Genomic DNA, 15,515 nt, shown 5'->3' with positions numbered 1-15,515 from the left:
GGGCACTACCGTGATTGGACGACGTAATCGGTCGGTCGCCGCAGCACTGGCCGGCCTGGCCCTGCTGGCGGCGGCCGCCTGCTCCGGTCCCGACGAGGACACCGGTTCGACCGGCGGTGAGTCCGGCGCGCCCGCCGGCGACCGCGAGGTGACGGTCCAGCTCTACCAGGCGCCGCGCGGGTTCAGTCCGCTGCTCGCGTCGATCGGCCCGGACCACCTGATGGAGCAGCTGCACTGGGACTCGCTGGTGTCGGCGACCGCCGACGGCGAGTACGGCCCGCGCCTGGCCGAGAGCTGGGAGGTCTCGCCAGACGGCACGACCTGGACCTTCCACCTGCGCGACGACGTGCTGTGGAGTGACGGCGAGCCGTTCACCTCCGAGGACGTGCTGTTCACCTACAACGTGTACGCCAACCCGGCCACCGGCAGCGCCTACGCGGGCAAGTTCAGCACCGTCAACGGCGCCGCCGCGCTGGCCGACGGCACGGCCGACGCCGTCGCCGGCTTCCAGGCGCCGGACGAGCACACCTTCGTGATCCAGCTCGACGCGCCGAACGTGGCGCTGCTGGACGAACTGGTGCAGCCGATCCTGTTCATCCTGCCGCAGCACGTGGTCGGCGAGCTGCCGCTGGAGGGCCTCGCGGACAACCCGTTCTTCCGCGAGCCCACCGTGGGCCTCGGGCCGTACGTGTTCCAGCGCTGGGTCACCGACGACCAGGTCGAGTTCGCGGCCAACCCGGAGTACCGCGACGAGCTGGGCCTGGACCGCGTCTTCACGCAGTACGTGACCACGGATGTCGCGACGGCCCAGCTGGAGACCGGCGAGATCGACTACGCCCAGGTGGCGGCGCCCGACGTTGCCCGGATCGAGGGACTCGACGGCGTCACGCTGCACCGCGCCGACGGCCCCGGCGTGCTGGCGCTGCACACCGCCATGGACTCCGGCAAGCTCGCCGACCCCCGCGTCCGCCAGGCGATCATGTACGCCATCGACCGCGAGGCGCTGGTCGAGGAGGTGCTGGCCGGTGAGGGCAAGGTCGTCGACACGCTGGTGCACGGGCCGGAGTGGGCGATGCCCGACGACCTCACGCACTACGGGTACGACCCGGACAAGGCGCGCGAGCTGCTGGCCGAGGCCGGCTGGGACCCGGCGACGCAGGTCCGCCTCGAGATCGTCCCCGGGCAGCGCGACCGCGACACCACGATGACGATCGTCGCCGCCCAGCTGCAGGAGGTCGGCATCAACGCCCAGGTGCAGCCATACGAGGCCGCACAGCTGTCCGAGTCGATCGGCAACCGCGATTTCGACCTGCTCATCTCCGGCTACGGTCTGTTCACCATCGACCCGGCGTCGATGAACGCCCGGCTGATGTGCGCCCAGGTCGGCGGCGCGAACATCTCCGCGTACTGCAACGAGGAGCTGGACGCGCTGCTCCAGCAGGGCATCGCCACCACCGACCAGGCCGAGCGCGAGTCCATCTACGCGCAGGCGCAGAAGATCGTGAACGAGGAGGTGCCGATCTTCGTGCTCTACGTGCCGAACACGCTCGCGGCCACGAGCGACCGGCTGCAGGGGTTCGAGCTGAACCCGTCGGTGGTCGACGCCTTCTGGAACGCGGCCGACTGGACCGTGAGCAGCTGACGTGCTCGCCTTCATCGTCCGCCGCCTGGCGATCTCCGTCGTGGTCCTCGCCGGCATCAGCGTGCTGCTGTTCGTGCTGTTGCAGCTGATGCCGGGGGACCCGGCGGAGATGATGGTCGATCCCTTCAGCTTCAGCGGCGACCGGGCGGCGGCCGTCCAGCAGCGGCGCGAGGAGCTGGGCCTGGACCAGTCCCTGTTCGTGCAGTACATCCGCTGGATCGGGGAGTTCGTCCAGGGCAACCTCGGCTTCTCCTACAGCACCCAGCGGCCGGTGACCGAGATCATGCTGGAGCGGTTCGGGCCGACGGCCCGGCTGATGGGGACCGGGCTGGTCATCGCGCTGCTGGTGGGCATCCCGGTCGGCATTCTCGCGGCGATGCGGCGCAACACCGCCGTCGACTACGGCGCGACGGTGCTCAGCCTCATCGCCATCTCGATCCCGAGCTTCTTCGTCGCGCTCATCGGGATCTACGTGTTCGGCCTGAAGCTGGGCTGGCTGCCGACCGCCGGCATCAACAGCGCCGGCGGCGGCGGGTTCGCCGACTCCGTCCGGCACCTGGTGCTGCCGGCCGCGATCCTCGGGCTCGCGCTGGCCGGGCCGTACGTGCGCTACGCACGGGCGGCGATGCTGGAGGTCCTCGGCCAGGACTACCTGACGACGGCCCGTTCCAAGGGCCTGGCGCGACGGCGGGTGATCGGCCGGCACGCGTTGCACAACGCGCTGATCCCGCTGGTCACCGTCGTCGCGGTGCAGATCCCGACGCTGTTCGCGGGCGCCGTGATCATCGAGCAGATCTTCGCCTGGCCGGGGATGGGCCGCATGGCGCTGGACGCCGTGCGCGCCCGCGACTACCCGATCCTGCTCGGGTTCGTGATGGCGGTCGCGGTGCTGGTGCTGCTGTGCAACCTGATCGCCGACATCGCCTACGCGATCATCGATCCACGCATCCGACTGTCTGGAGCACGCGCATGACCGCACTGGACACCATGACGACGTCGGCCGGGCCGCCGGAGGGGCAGGGCTCGCTGTCGCCTGGACAGCTGGCCGTCCGGCGGTTCCGGAGGCACAAGGTGGCGGTGGCCGGGCTGGTGGTGCTGGTCCTGTTCGGCCTGGCCGCCATCGTGCTGCCGTTCTTCCTGGACGACCCGAACGCGGTGGACCCGACGGCGATCCGGCAGGGGCCCGGTGACGGGCACCTGCTCGGCACCGACTCGGCCGGACGCGACGTGCTGGCCCGGCTGGTCGCCGGTGGCCGGGTGTCGCTGCTGGTCGGGCTGAGCGTGGCCGCCCTGACGACGACCATCGGGCTGGTGCTGGGCGCGGTCGCCGGGTACTTCCGCGGCTGGGTCGACGCCGTGCTCAGTCGCATCACCGACGTCGTCCTGTCGTTCCCGACGCTGATCATCGTCATCGTCGTGGTGGCCTTCGTCGGACCCAGCGTCACGGCGCTGATCCTGGGCATCGGCCTGTTCCACTGGCCGGTCGCGTTCCGGATCGTCCGCGGCCTGACGCTGTCGCTGCGCGAGCAGGACTCCATCCAGGCGGTCTCCGGGCTGGGCGCCGGACCGGCGCGGGTGCTGCGCAAGCACGTCGTGCCCGCCGTCGTCGCGCCGCTCACGGTGGTCGCGACGCTGGAGGTGGCGCAGGCCATCCTGCTGGAAGCGGCGCTGTCGTTCATCGGCCTCGGCGTTCCGCCGCCGACCGCGAGCTGGGGGAACATGCTCAACGAGGCACAGTCGCTGACCATCCTGGAGTCGATGCCGTGGCTCTGGCTGCCGCCGGGCATCGCCATCGCGCTCACCGTCCTCGCCGTGAACTTCGTCGGCGACGGCCTGCGCGACGCCGCCGACCCGAGGGCGGCCCGATGACCGAGCCGCTGCTGTCGATCGAGAACCTCGTCACCGAGTTCCGGGTGGAGGGCGGCACCGTCCCGGCCGTCAACGGCGCCGGCTACCAGGTCATGCCCGGCGAGACCGTCGGGGTGGTGGGGGAGTCCGGCTCCGGCAAGAGCGTGACCGTCGCGTCCGTGCTGGGCCTGCTGCCGTCGTCCGGCCGGGTGGTGTCGGGGACCGCCCGGTTCGCCGGGCGCGACCTGCTCGCGCTGCGCGAGCGCGAGCTCGAGCAGATCCGGGGCCGCGACATCGGGCTGGTCTTCCAGGACCCGATGACGGCGCTCAACCCGGTGATGACCATCGGCGAGCAGATCGCCGAGAGCCTGCGCCGGCACGCGCCGATCTCGCGGCGGGCGGCGGCCACGCGGGTGGCCGAGCTGCTCGCCGAGGTCGGCATCCCCTCGCCGAAGGAGCGGGCGCGGCAGTATCCGCACCAGTTCTCCGGCGGCATGCGCCAGCGGGCGATGATCGCGATGGCCATGGCGAACCGTCCCCGGCTGATCATCGCCGACGAGCCGACGACGGCGCTGGACGTCACCATCCAGGCGCAGATCCTGGACCTGCTCCGGCGGGTCCAGCGCGAGCACGACGCCGCGCTGGTGATGATCACGCACGATCTCGGCGTGATCGCCGAGATGACCGAGCGGGTGGTGGTCATGTACGCCGGCCGGGTGGTCGAGACCGCCGACGTCGACTCGATCTTCCATCGTCCCCGGCACCCGTACACCCGGGGCCTGCTCCGCAGCCTGCCCCGGCTGGGGGAGCGGCGCGACGAGCTGCCCGCCATCGGCGGGCAGCCGCCGGACCCGCGCCGGCTGCCGGACGGGTGCGCCTTCCGGGTGCGCTGCGAGCTGTCCGGCGGACGGGCGGAGTGCGGGTTCCAGCCGGCACTGACGGAGGTCGCCGCCGGCCACGTCAGCGCCTGCCACTTCCACAGCGAGCTGGCGGCGGAGGAGGTGGCATGAGCGGCAACGATCCGCTGCTGGCGGTCGACGGGCTGGTGAAGCACTTCCCCGTGCGCGGCGGGGTCCTGCAGCGCCAGGTCGCCACCGTCCGCGCGGTCGACGGCGTGTCGTTCGAGATCGGGAGGGGCGAGACGCTGGCCCTGGTCGGCGAGTCCGGCTGCGGCAAGTCGACCGTGGGCAAGACGATCATGCGGTTCCACCCGCCCACGGCCGGCACCGTCCGGTTCGACGGCCGCGACCTCGCCGCGATGAAGGCGCGCGAGCTGCGTGCCGTCCGCCGCGACATCCAGTTCGTCTTCCAGGACCCGTTCGCCTCGCTGCCGGCCCGCATGCCGGTCGGCGACATCCTGGCCGAGCCGCTGGAGATCCACGGGGTGGGCGACCGCCGGTCGCGCCGGGCCCGGGTCGTCGAGCTGCTCGAGCTGGTCGGCCTGGGTGCCGACTCCGTCAACCGCTACCCGCACGAGTTCTCCGGCGGGCAGCGGCAGCGGGTCGGCATCGCCCGCGCACTGGCGCTGGAGCCGCGGCTGCTCATCCTGGACGAGCCGGTGTCCGCGCTGGACGTGTCGATCCAGGCCCAGGTGATCAACCTGCTGGCGCGGCTGCAGCGTCAGCTCGGGGTGGCGTACCTGTTCATCGCGCACGACCTGGCCGTGGTCCAGCACCTCGCGCACCGGGTGGCGGTGATGTACCTCGGGCACATCGTCGAGTACGGCGAGGCCGGCACCGTCTTCACCCGGCCGGCGCACCCGTACACCCAGGCGCTGCTGTCCGCCGTGCCGGTGCCTGACCCGCGGCTGCGCGACCTCGACCGCCGGATCCTGCTCAGCGGCGACCTGCCGAGCCCGGCCGACCCGCCGGCCGGCTGCCCGTTCCACACCAGGTGCTGGAAGGCCGAGGACCGGTGCCGGGCGGAGCGGCCGGTGCTGGAGATCCGGACGCCCGGCGGTGCGGGCACGGCCTGCCACTTCGCCGCCGAGGCGGAGCTGACCAGCGGACCGGCCGGGAGGACGGCGACGTGACCGAGGGAATGTGGCGCTACGCGGACCGTCTGCCGGCCGTCGCGCCCAAGAGCATCGTCACCCTGGGCGAGGGCGGCACTCCGGTGCTGGACCTCACCGAGGCGCTCGGCCGCCGGCTCGGCGTGGCGTCGGTGCTGGCGAAGGCGGAGGACCGCAATCCGACCGGCTCGTTCAAGGCGCGCATCGCATCGGTCGCGTACTCGCTGGTGAACGAGCGCGGCCTGGCCGGGACGGTCGGGACGTCCTCGGGGAACGGCGGCGCGGCGGCCGCCGCCTACGCCGCGGCGGCCGGGTCGCGGGCCATCCTCTTCACGCTCACGGACACCGCGCCGGTGAAGCTGCGGGAGATCCTGGTCATGGGCGCGACGGTGCACCGCGTGGCCGGCGTCGGGCACGACGCCGCGTCCACCCGCGCCGTCGCCGACGCCATCGCCGAGCAGGCGGAGCAGCGCGGGTTCGCACCGATGCTGACCGCGTTCCACTACGCGCCCGAGGCCATGCAGGGGGTGTCGACGATCGCCTTCGAGCTGGCCGAGCAGGCGCCGGAGCTGACGGCGCTGTACCTGCCGGTCGGCGGCGGCGGCCTGCTCACCGGCGTGCACCGCGGCTACCGCGACCTCGGCCGCGTCCCGCGTCTGGTCGGCGTCCAGCCGTCCGGGTCCGCGGCGCTGCGCCGCGCCCTCGACGGCTTCCCCGGCGGCATCGCCGGGACGGTGCGGACGACGGTGTCGGGACTGCAGATGGCGGCGCTCTACGACACCGACGGCGCTGTCGGCGCGGTGCGCGAGTCCGGCGGGCACGCCGTCGAGGTCGGTGACGAGGCGATCTGGCAGGCGCAGGAGGAGCTGGCCCGGTGCGGCCTGCTGGTCGAGCCGGCCGGTGCCACCGCGCTGGCAGGGCTGTTCGCCGACGCCCGCGCCGGGCGGCTGCGGCGCGACGACCGGGTGGCGATCGTGCTCACAGGCGCCGGCTACAAGGACCGCGACGCGCTGCGGCGGATGGCCCCCGCCGACGACACGCCGGTGATCTCGGCCGGCGACGTTCCCGCCCGGCTCGACGCGCTACTCGGGCGGACGCGATGACCGCGGCGTGGCGGGAGCACCGGCTGACGGGCCCGGGCGGAGCGGGGATCGACGTCCACGAGCTGGACAGCGGCGCACCCGGGCCGGCCGTCGTGATCCTCGGCGGCGTGCACGGCAACGAGGTCGGCGGCATCCTGGCCGCGGCCCGGCTGACCCGGCTGCCGCTGCCGCTGCGCGCCGGCCGGTTGCGCGTCGTCCCCGTCACGCACGAGGCGGCGTACGAGGCGGACACCCGGGTGGGCCCCGGCGACGGACTCAACCTGGCCCGGGTGTTCCCCGGGCGGGCCGGCGGGTCGGCCACGGAACGGCTGGCGCACCTGGTGACCGAGGAGTTGCTGCGCACCGCCGATGTGCTGGTCGACCTGCACACGTCCAGCCCCGACACGGACATGCCGCTCTTCGCGGGCTGCCTCGACGACGGGTCGGACGCTGCGGACCGCGCGGTGCGGCTGGCGCTGGCGTTCGGCGCGCCGGTGGTGTGGACGCACGGCGCGCTGGGCCCCGGGCGCACGCTGACGGTGGCCCAGGAGCTCGGCATCCCGGCGATCTACGCGGAGTCGCCGGTGGGCGGTGTGCTCGACGAGCGGTACCTCGACGCGTACGTGTCCGGTGTGCGGCGGGTACTGGCCGATCTCGCGATGCTCCCCGATGAGACCTCTCCGGGCGCTACGGTGCCGGTATGGGTGCACGGCGACGGTGACGTCGACATGTTCTCTCAGGTCGCCGTCGGCGGGATGTTCCACGCGGAGGTCGCACTGATGGACCGGGTCGAGGCCGGCCAGCTGGTCGGGACGGTCGTCGACACTCGCGCGCAGGTGCTCGAGCACGTGCACGCCGCCGCGTCCGGTCACGTCGTCACCCTGCGACGTGCCGCGCACGTCCATCCCGGAACCCCGGTCGCCGGCATCGCCGCCGCCCGACCGGCACAGCTCGGACTGCCGTCCGACGCGCTCGTCCCGTCTGGAGCACTCAGATGACCAACGACTCCTCCTACCCGATCCGCGCTGTCGAGCGCGTCTGCGACATCCTCGACCTGGTGCAGCAACGGCCCGACGGGCTGACGCTGGTCGACGTCACCAAGGCCACCAAGCTGCCGAAGAGCTCGGCGTTCCGCTACCTCACCGCGCTCGAGGCGCGCGGCTACGTCGAGCGCGGCGAGGACGGCCGCTTCCTCGTCGGGCTGGCGCTGAACTCCGAGCGGCTCGACGTCCTCACCCAGCGGGTCCGCCCGTACCTGGAGAAACTCCGCGACGAGTTCGGTGAGACCGTCAGCCTGGGCATGTTCGACCGCGGCGGCGTCTACTACCTGGCGATCGTCGAGAGCCAGCGGGCCACCCGGACGGTGCAGCGGCCGAACATGCGGTACCCGATCCACGCCTCGGCGTTCGGCAAGGTGTTCACCGCCTGGCGCCCGGACGGCGAGGTGCGCGCCCTGCTGGAGCGCGAGGGCATGCCGCGCTACACCGAGCACACCATCACCGATCCGGAGGACTACCTGCGCGAACTGGCCCGGATCCGGGAGCGCGGCTACGCCATCAACGATCGCGAGGGCGAGCCGGACAGCCGCTGCGTGGCCGTGCCGGTGCACGGCCTGCGGCTGCCGATCTCGATGAGCCTGTCCGCGCCGCTGTCCCGCCTCAGCATGGACGACGTCCCGCTGGTCGCCGAGGCGCTCACGGAGGCGGCGCGCGAGTTCTCGGCGCTCTCCACCCGGCCGCGGGACCAGTCCGAGCCGGACGAGGCAGACACGCCCTAGGGAAGGGACACGGCAGATGAGCGTCGAACCGGTGCCGATGCGCTGGCTGGCCGAGATGGAGCGGTACTCGACACCGACGATCGCCAACGCGATCGAGACCTTCGACGTCCGGCCGCGGTCGGAAGGCTTCCTCGACGCCACCGTGCGGCACGTCGCCGGCGGGCCGGGCCCGTGGACGGCGTACGCGGCCACCGCGCGCATGCGGTCGGCGCAGCGATCGGACGACGCCGTGCCCCTGGTCGAGTTGCTGCGGCACATCGCGGAGCTGCCGGAGCCGCGCGTCGTGGTCGTCGAGGACCTCGACGAGCGGCCGGTCGGCGCGCTGTGGGGCGAGGTCATGGCGTACATCCACCGCGCCCACGGCTGCGTCGGCGCCGTCACCAACGGCGGCGTCCGCGACATCGACGAGGTCGGCTCCCTGGGCTTCCGCTTCTACGCGAGCTCGGTGCTGGTGTCGCACGCCCACGCGCACCTGGTCGAGGTCGGGGTGCCGGTGCGGGTCGGCGGGATGGTCGTCGAGCCCGGCGCGCTGCTGCACGGCGACGCGCACGGCGTCGTCGAGGTGCCACGCGCGATCGCCGGGGAGGTCGCCGCGGCGGCGCACGCGGTGGAGACGACCGAGCGGGAGATCATCGGCCACGTCAGGCAGGGACGACTCGACGTCGAGAGATTCGGCGACTTCCTCGCCGCCTACGAGTAGCTGACTGACGACGGTCCTGCCCACCCGCCGCGATGCCGGGTAGGCAGGACCGTTTTCGTCCCGTATGATTCAACAGTTAGAACCGAGCGTTCCAGTCAGTGGAACATCTGCCGATTCGCCGGCAGCCCGCTCGGTTTCCCGTCACCGCCTGGGAGGCGAGGTTGTCCACCGTTCTCGAGCGCTCCGCTGCGTTCTCCAGCCGTGCCCGCGAGCTCACGCCGGGTGGGGTGCATTCGAATGTCCGTCTGAGCGCGCCGTCGATCTTCTTCGAGCGGGGCGAGGGCGCCTGGCTCTACGACGCCGACGGCAATGACTACGTGGACTACCTGCTCGGGCAGGGCCCCAACTTTCTCGGTCACGCGCCGGCACGGGTGAACGACGCGGTGGCGGCCGAGGCGCGGCGCGGATCGGTGTTCGGCGCCAACCACGTCCTCGAGAACGAGGCGGGGGAGCTGTTCCTCGACACCGTCGGCTGGGCCGAGCGGGTGCGCTTCGGCGTCACCGGCACCGAGTCCGACCAGGCGGCGCTGCGGCTGGCCCGCGCGGCCACCGGCCGCAACCGGTTCGTCCGCTTCGCCGGCACGTATCACGGCTGGCTGGACAACGTCCTGATCTCCATGGTCGACGGCAAGCCTGCCCCAGGCAGCGCCGGCCAGCTGTCGCACAGCGTCACCGAGGCGTACGTGCTGCCGTTCAACGACGCCGCCGCCCTGGAGGCGACGCTGGCCGAGCACGACGACATCGCGGCGGTGATCGTGGAGCCGGTCATGTTCAACAACGGCGCCATCCCGCCGGCCGAGGGGTTCCTGGCGCAGGTGCGCCGGCTCTGCGACGCGCACGGCGTCGTGCTCATCTTCGACGAGGTCATCACCGGGTTCCGGGTCGCGCTGGGCGGCGCCGCCGAGCGGTTCGGGGTGCGGCCCGACCTCGCCGTCTACGGCAAGGCGATGGCCGGCGGCTGGCCGGTGTCGGCGCTCGCGGGCTCCGCCGCGCTGATGGACCGGTTCGCCGACGGCGTCGTCCACGCGGGCACCTTCAACGGCTCCGTGCCGGCCTGCGCCGCCGTCATCGCCAGCCTGAAGGCGCTGCGCGAGGACCCGCCGTACGCGCGGCTGGAGGAGTACGGCGACTCGCTGATGGACGCGATCGTCGAGATCGGCCGCGACCACGGTCTGCCGCTGCGTGCGCAGGGCCTGCCGATGGCCTTCCACGTGTCCTTCGGCGACCCCGCGCCGGTGCACGACTACGCCGGCCTGGCCGGCCTCGACCTCGACCGCTACGCGGCGTTCTCGCACACGCTGGCCGACCACGGCGTCTGGGTCGCCGCCCGGGGCATCTGGTACGTCTCGGCCGCGCACGCGGACAAGGAGATGGCGGCGACGCTGGAGCGGTTCGACGCCGCCGCGGCACAGGTGTCCGCTTGATGCGTCTGGCGATGGCAGGCTTCGGTCACGAGGCGAACACGTTCGCCCCGTCGACGGCGACGCTGGCGGCGTGGCAGCGGGCCGGCATCCTCGAGGGCGAGGCGATCCGGCAGCGTCACGAGCGGTCGGAGTCGATCCTCGCCGGCTACTTCGCCTACGCGGCCGAGGAACCTGACGTCGAGGTCGTCCCGCTGGTGTACAGCTGGATCACGCCCACCGGCGCCAGCACGGCCGAGGCGTTCGAGCACCTGACCGGTCTCGTGCTGGCGCGGCTGCGCGAGCAGGGACCGTGGGACGGCGTCCTGCTGCCGCAGCACGGCGCGGCCGTCGCGGACGGCCACCCCGACGCCGACGGCGAGTTCCTGCGGCGGGTGCGCGCGGCCGTCGGCCCGGACGTCCCGATCGGCGTCACGCTCGACCTGCACGCGAACGTCTCGCGGCGGCTGGTCGACCACGCCGACGTCATCACCGTCTACCAGACCAACCCGCACGTCGACGCGCGTGAGCAGGGCCTGGCCTGTGCCCGGCTGCTGGGCCGGACGATCCGCGGCGAGATCCGGCCGGTCATGGCGCTGGCCGAGCTGCCCCTAGCGGCCGGCATCCTGCGTATGGGCACGGGTCAGGAGCCCATGCGCGGGCTGCTCGCCGGCGCCCGCGAGCAGGAACGCCGTCCCGGGGTGCTCTCGGTGAGCCTGGTCGAGGGGTTCCCGTACGCCGACGTCGCCGAGATGGGCATGTCGGTGGTCGCCGTCGCCGACGGCGACCCGGCGCTCGCCGCCGACGCCGCCCGGTCGGTCGCGGCCGCGACCTGGGAACGTCGCGCGGACTTCGTCGGAACGGCGCCCGGTACGGACGAGGCGATGCGGCAGGCCGGCGCCGCGGACGGCGGCCCCGTGGTCGTCCTCGACATGGGCGACAACGTCGGCGGCGGCAGCCCCGGCGACTCCACCCATCTGCTGCACGCGGCCCGCCGGCTCGGCGTCACCGGTGTGGCGCAGTGCGTCTACGACCCCGCGGTGGCGCTGTCGTGCGCGGCCGCCGGCGTCGGCGCCCGGGTCGAGCTCACGGTCGGCGGCAAGGTCGACGACCGGCACGGCAGCCCGTTCCCGATCCGTGGCGAGGTCATCGCCGTCACCGACGGCCGGTTCGAGGACCCGTCGGCCACCCACGGCGGCGCCCGCGTCTTCGACCTGGGCACCTCGGCAGGGGTGCGCACCGATGACGGCTATCTGCTGGCGCTGCACTCGCGGCCCGAAGGCACCTGGAGCCGGATGCAGTTCAGCACCCTCGGCATCGACCCGGCCGGCGTGCCGATCGTCGTCGCCAAGGGCGTCCATGCCCCGCGGGCGGCGTTCGAGCCCATCGCCAGCCAGTTGATCTGGGCCGACACCCCCGGCTCCACCAGCGCCGACCTCTCCGTGTTCGGCTTCCACCAACGCCGCCGGCCGATGTACCCGTTCGAGCCCGAGGCCCGGTTCGACCCGGAGACGGTCCGATGAGCCGCCTGGCCGGCCGGGTCGCACTGGTCACCGGCGCGTCGCGCGGCATCGGCGCCGCGGCGGCCCGAGCCTTCGCCGCCGAGGGCGCGTCCGTCGTCCTGGCCCACGAGCCACGCGTCGACCGCAAGACGGAGGCCGCCCAGCTGGCCGACGAGCTCGCGGCCGGCGGTGCGCGGGTGGTCACGGCGGAGGCGGACCTCGGCGACCCGCGCGGGCCGTCGGACCTGGTGGAACAGGCGCGGCGCGCGCTGGGTCCGCTCGACATCGTCGTGGCGAACGCCGCGGCCGGCGGGCACGCGCACTGGCAGGACATCACCGTCGAGCAATGGGACCACGTGCTGGCGGTCAACCTGCGCGCGACGTGGCTGCTGGCCCGGGCCGCGCATCCGGATCTGGCCGCCTCCGGGCACGGCTCCATCGTCACCGTCACCAGCATCATGGCGGAGACCGGGCAGCCCGGATCGCTGCACTACACCGCGAGCAAGGCGGGCATCATCGGGATCACCCGGGCGCTGGCCCGCGAGCTCGGGGCCGACGGCATCCGCGTCAACGCCGTCATGCCCGGAGCGATCCGGACCGAGCAGGAGACGGAGCTGTTCGCGGACGAGCGGGCGCTCTTCGACGAGGTGGTGGCGCAGCAGTCGTTGCGCCGCCGCGGCTACGCCGACGACCTCGCGCCGACCTTCGTCTATCTCGCCAGCGACGACAGCGCGTTCGTGACCGGCCAGGTCGTCACCGTCGACGGCGGCTGGGTGTTCCGATGAAGGCAGGGGGAGAACCATGAGCGACGAGATCGACATCACCGGCGCGCCCGATCCCGCGACGGCGACGCCGGAGCAGATCAGGAAGTACAACAACCGTTCGGTCGAGCGGGTCGTCTCGATGCTCAACGTGCTACAGGAGTCGCCGGAGCCGATGGCGCTGGTCGAGGTCCATCGCTCCATCGGCATGGCCAAGGCCACGGCCTTCCGGTACCTGTGGACCCTGGAGCGGCACCGCTACGTCGAGCGCGACGCCCACGGGCGCTACCGCCTCGGCCTCGGCTTCGTCGGCATGCAGTCGCGCGACCTGGACATGCTGAAGGAGCGCGCCCGGCCGTGGCTGGAGAAGCTGCGCGACGAGACCGGCGAGACGGTGAACCTCGGCGTCCTCGACGGCAACACCGTGCGCTACGTCGAGGTCGCCGAGAGCCTGCGTCAGGTGCGCATGGTGAGCGCGCCCGGCGCCCGCGACCCGCTCTACTGCACCGCGCTGGGCAAGGCCATCGCGGCGCAGCTGCCCGAGGCCAGGGTGCGCGAGCTGCTGCACGAGGTCGAGATGCCGCGGCGCACCCCCAGCACCATCACCTCCCTCGACCGGTTCCTCGAGGAGCTCGAGCTGGTCCGCCAGCGCGGCCGCGCCGTCGACGACCAGGAGAACGAGGAGGATGGCCGCTGCGTCGCCGTCGGCATCACCGGCACCCGGGTCCCGGCCGCGCTGAGCCTGAGCGCCCCGGCCAGCCGCTTCCCCGTCAAGGACATCCCGAGGATCGCCAGGACCCTGACCTACGCCGCCGAGCGGCTCATGAGCGATCCACGGGCGGCCCAGCGCGACGAGGGCTGAGGCCGCCAGAGTCCGCGACCGGTCCGAGCGTGCTCGACGTAGCCGTAGCAGTGAATTCAGTGCTGGATGCGGCATCGCCAGGACCAGCGTGACGTGTTCGTCCGCATGCGTACCTTCCAGCGATCCAGGAGACGGGCCCTCACCCATGTATCGCCACACGGGTGAGAGCATTTCTGGTTGTCGCCGGCCCCGAATCGTGACGGGTCAGAACCCCGAATGGGCGATTGCCATCGGCGACAGGCGGCGGCCGCGCGCGGTGGCATGGGAGCACCGAGGGCTTCTCGAGGCATGCCGTCTCCACGTCGTCGGACGCGCCTGGCTCTGGAGCGCCAAACCCTCGTGAAGTACGTCCGGTTTGACTTGATCAGAAGATCCGCAAATGGGTGGAAGTTGGGTACGCTGGCTGACACCCACGTACCCACGCCGACTCGAGATCGTCCGTCGAGCACCCAGGGGAACGATGCGAGAGATTCGCTCATCTGATCGGCGGCCAGATAACGTCGCTGTGTTCGACGCCGTGGTGATCGTGCCGGGAATCATGGGAAGTACGCTGAGTCTCGTCCACGAGTCGGGTGGCCGTCAGATCTGGGGAATTTCTTCTGCACTGAAGAACGCTGCTCGGATCGGTTCGGGGTCGAGAATCGACGCGCTTCGAGTTCGGGATCCGGAGTTGAGCGGCGAGCTCCGGAGGGTGGTGCCGACGGGCCTGCTCATGTTGCCGGAATGGCTGCCCGGATTTGGCGGCATGGAGCCTTACAAACGGCTGGTCGAGGCCGTCACCCGAACGGTCCTGCATCCGGACGCCGTCCTTCCCTTCGCCTATGACTGGCGACTGGATGTCGAGCACAACGCCAGGATCCTCGCCCGGGATGCGTGCGCCCATCTCAAGCGGTGGCGGGATCACGAGCGACTGAGCGAGGTGCGTTCGCGCCGCAATGACGACCGCGAGCCCCGCCTCGTCTTCGTCGCCCACTCGATGGGCGGGTTGCTGGTCAGGGCGATGTCCGGACTTGCCGTCGAGCAACCGGACACCCGGGCCGTGGTGACCCTGGGCACGCCGTTCGCAGGATCGGTGAAGACGATCGGGATGCTGGCGACAGGCGACGGCGGACCGCGTGGAATGCCCGCCGACGCGACGCGGCAGGCCTGCCGGTCCATGCCCGGGCTCTACGACCTCCTGCCGTGGTACCGCTGCCTGCTGCGGGGCGACGACGTGGTGGCGCTCGGCCGGTCGGACGTCGTTGGTCTTGGCGGCGCACCGCAGCTCGTGCGGGAAGCGTTCGAACGCCGAGCCCGTACGGCTTCCGGCGAACTGCCGGGTCATCGAGCTGTGGTCGGCATCGGGCAAAAGACGCCCCAGAGCCTGGAATTCAGGGGGAGCGACGTCGTCACCCACGCCTGGGGATACCGGCGGAACAGCCAGGACGACCTGATCCGGGAGTCCGGACGGCTGGTTGCCGAGAACCTCGACGGCGACGGCACGGTCTTCCAGTACTCGGCCCGCACGGCGGCCACAGAAGGCATACCGGTGGCGCAGCACCACCAGTCCCTCGCCGTGAACCGGGCGTCTCTGCACATCGTGCAGAAGGTGATCACCGGCGCCACGGACCTGGACACCGTGCTCGGGCAGGCCCTGAACGAGACACCACTCGGCCTTGAGACCCAGGACGAGATCCGTCCGAACCAACCGCTGGAGATCCGGATTCGCTCCGACCACACTCCGGCCGACATCACATGTGCCGTGGAGGACACCGCACGGCGGGATGCCGTGGTCCGGCGCCCGCTCGTCCGTGGCCGGCGCGATGAGGGCGCCTTCATCGTGCGTACCGATCTGGAGGTCGCAGGGTTGTACCGCGTCCGGGTCTCCGCCGGCAACGCCGAGGTCACCAAGCTCGTCCTGGTCGGCGCCGACCCCATCGGCGACAGATGA

General features: G+C 72.3%; 14 protein-coding genes. All 14 read left to right on the top strand.

Annotated features, from left to right (window positions below):
• Window positions 1-10: 10 nt before the first annotated feature.
• Window positions 11-1,642 (top strand): ABC transporter substrate-binding protein, encoded by a 1,632-nt coding sequence (locus BLU82_RS15420; protein ID WP_092621995.1) that lies wholly within the window; start codon window positions 11-13, stop codon window positions 1,640-1,642.
• Window position 1,643: 1 nt separating this feature from the next.
• Window positions 1,644-2,615: an ABC transporter permease gene (locus BLU82_RS15415; RefSeq protein ID WP_092621993.1), complete on the top strand. Its 972-nt coding sequence runs from the start codon at window positions 1,644-1,646 to the stop codon at window positions 2,613-2,615.
• Window positions 2,612-3,511, top strand: a complete 900-nt coding sequence (locus BLU82_RS15410; protein WP_092621991.1) for an ABC transporter permease — start codon at window positions 2,612-2,614, stop codon at window positions 3,509-3,511. The genes BLU82_RS15415 and BLU82_RS15410 overlap by 4 nt, the downstream gene beginning before the upstream one ends.
• Complete coding sequence (locus BLU82_RS15405) at window positions 3,508-4,500, top strand: ABC transporter ATP-binding protein (protein WP_092621989.1); 993 nt, start codon at window positions 3,508-3,510, stop codon at window positions 4,498-4,500. The genes BLU82_RS15410 and BLU82_RS15405 overlap by 4 nt, the downstream gene beginning before the upstream one ends.
• The gene (locus tag BLU82_RS15400) at window positions 4,497-5,522 is read left to right on the top strand and encodes an ABC transporter ATP-binding protein (protein WP_092621987.1); all 1,026 of its coding nucleotides are present in this window, start codon (window positions 4,497-4,499) and stop codon (window positions 5,520-5,522) included. The genes BLU82_RS15405 and BLU82_RS15400 overlap by 4 nt, the downstream gene beginning before the upstream one ends.
• On the top strand, window positions 5,519-6,604 hold the full coding sequence (locus tag BLU82_RS15395) for a pyridoxal-phosphate dependent enzyme (protein WP_157741008.1): 1,086 nt from the start codon (window positions 5,519-5,521) through the stop codon (window positions 6,602-6,604). The genes BLU82_RS15400 and BLU82_RS15395 overlap by 4 nt, the downstream gene beginning before the upstream one ends.
• Window positions 6,601-7,581 (top strand): succinylglutamate desuccinylase/aspartoacylase family protein, encoded by a 981-nt coding sequence (locus BLU82_RS15390; protein WP_092621983.1) that lies wholly within the window; start codon window positions 6,601-6,603, stop codon window positions 7,579-7,581. The genes BLU82_RS15395 and BLU82_RS15390 overlap by 4 nt, the downstream gene beginning before the upstream one ends.
• Window positions 7,578-8,360 carry an IclR family transcriptional regulator gene (locus BLU82_RS15385; protein ID WP_092621981.1) on the top strand — a complete coding sequence of 261 codons (783 nt, stop codon included), beginning with the start codon at window positions 7,578-7,580 and terminating at the stop codon, window positions 8,358-8,360. The genes BLU82_RS15390 and BLU82_RS15385 overlap by 4 nt, the downstream gene beginning before the upstream one ends.
• Window positions 8,361-8,376: 16 nt before the next feature.
• A complete protein-coding gene (locus BLU82_RS15380) occupies window positions 8,377-9,060 on the top strand; it encodes an RraA family protein (protein ID WP_092621979.1) in 684 nt (227 codons plus the stop codon).
• Between the two features lie 227 nt (window positions 9,061-9,287).
• Complete coding sequence (locus BLU82_RS15375; protein ID WP_197682969.1) at window positions 9,288-10,484, top strand: aspartate aminotransferase family protein; 1,197 nt, start codon at window positions 9,288-9,290, stop codon at window positions 10,482-10,484.
• Entirely contained in the window at window positions 10,484-11,983 is a 1,500-nt protein-coding gene (locus BLU82_RS15370; protein WP_092621975.1) for a M81 family metallopeptidase, read from the top strand. Before BLU82_RS15375 ends, BLU82_RS15370 begins: the two co-directional genes overlap by 1 nt.
• Window positions 11,980-12,747 (top strand): SDR family NAD(P)-dependent oxidoreductase, encoded by a 768-nt coding sequence (locus BLU82_RS15365; RefSeq protein ID WP_092621973.1) that lies wholly within the window; start codon window positions 11,980-11,982, stop codon window positions 12,745-12,747. The genes BLU82_RS15370 and BLU82_RS15365 overlap by 4 nt, the downstream gene beginning before the upstream one ends.
• A 16-nt stretch (window positions 12,748-12,763) precedes the next feature.
• A complete protein-coding gene (locus BLU82_RS15360; RefSeq protein ID WP_092621971.1) occupies window positions 12,764-13,585 on the top strand; it encodes an IclR family transcriptional regulator in 822 nt (273 codons plus the stop codon).
• A 505-nt stretch (window positions 13,586-14,090) separates the two neighbouring features.
• Complete coding sequence (locus BLU82_RS15355) at window positions 14,091-15,515, top strand: triacylglycerol lipase (protein ID WP_172885623.1); 1,425 nt, start codon at window positions 14,091-14,093, stop codon at window positions 15,513-15,515.

Source organism: Jiangella sp. DSM 45060, from assembly GCF_900105175.1.
Classification (GTDB): Bacteria; Actinomycetota; Actinomycetes; order Jiangellales; family Jiangellaceae; genus Jiangella.
Note: the sequence above shows the minus strand (reverse complement) of the source record. Positions and strands in the feature narration are given on the sequence as shown.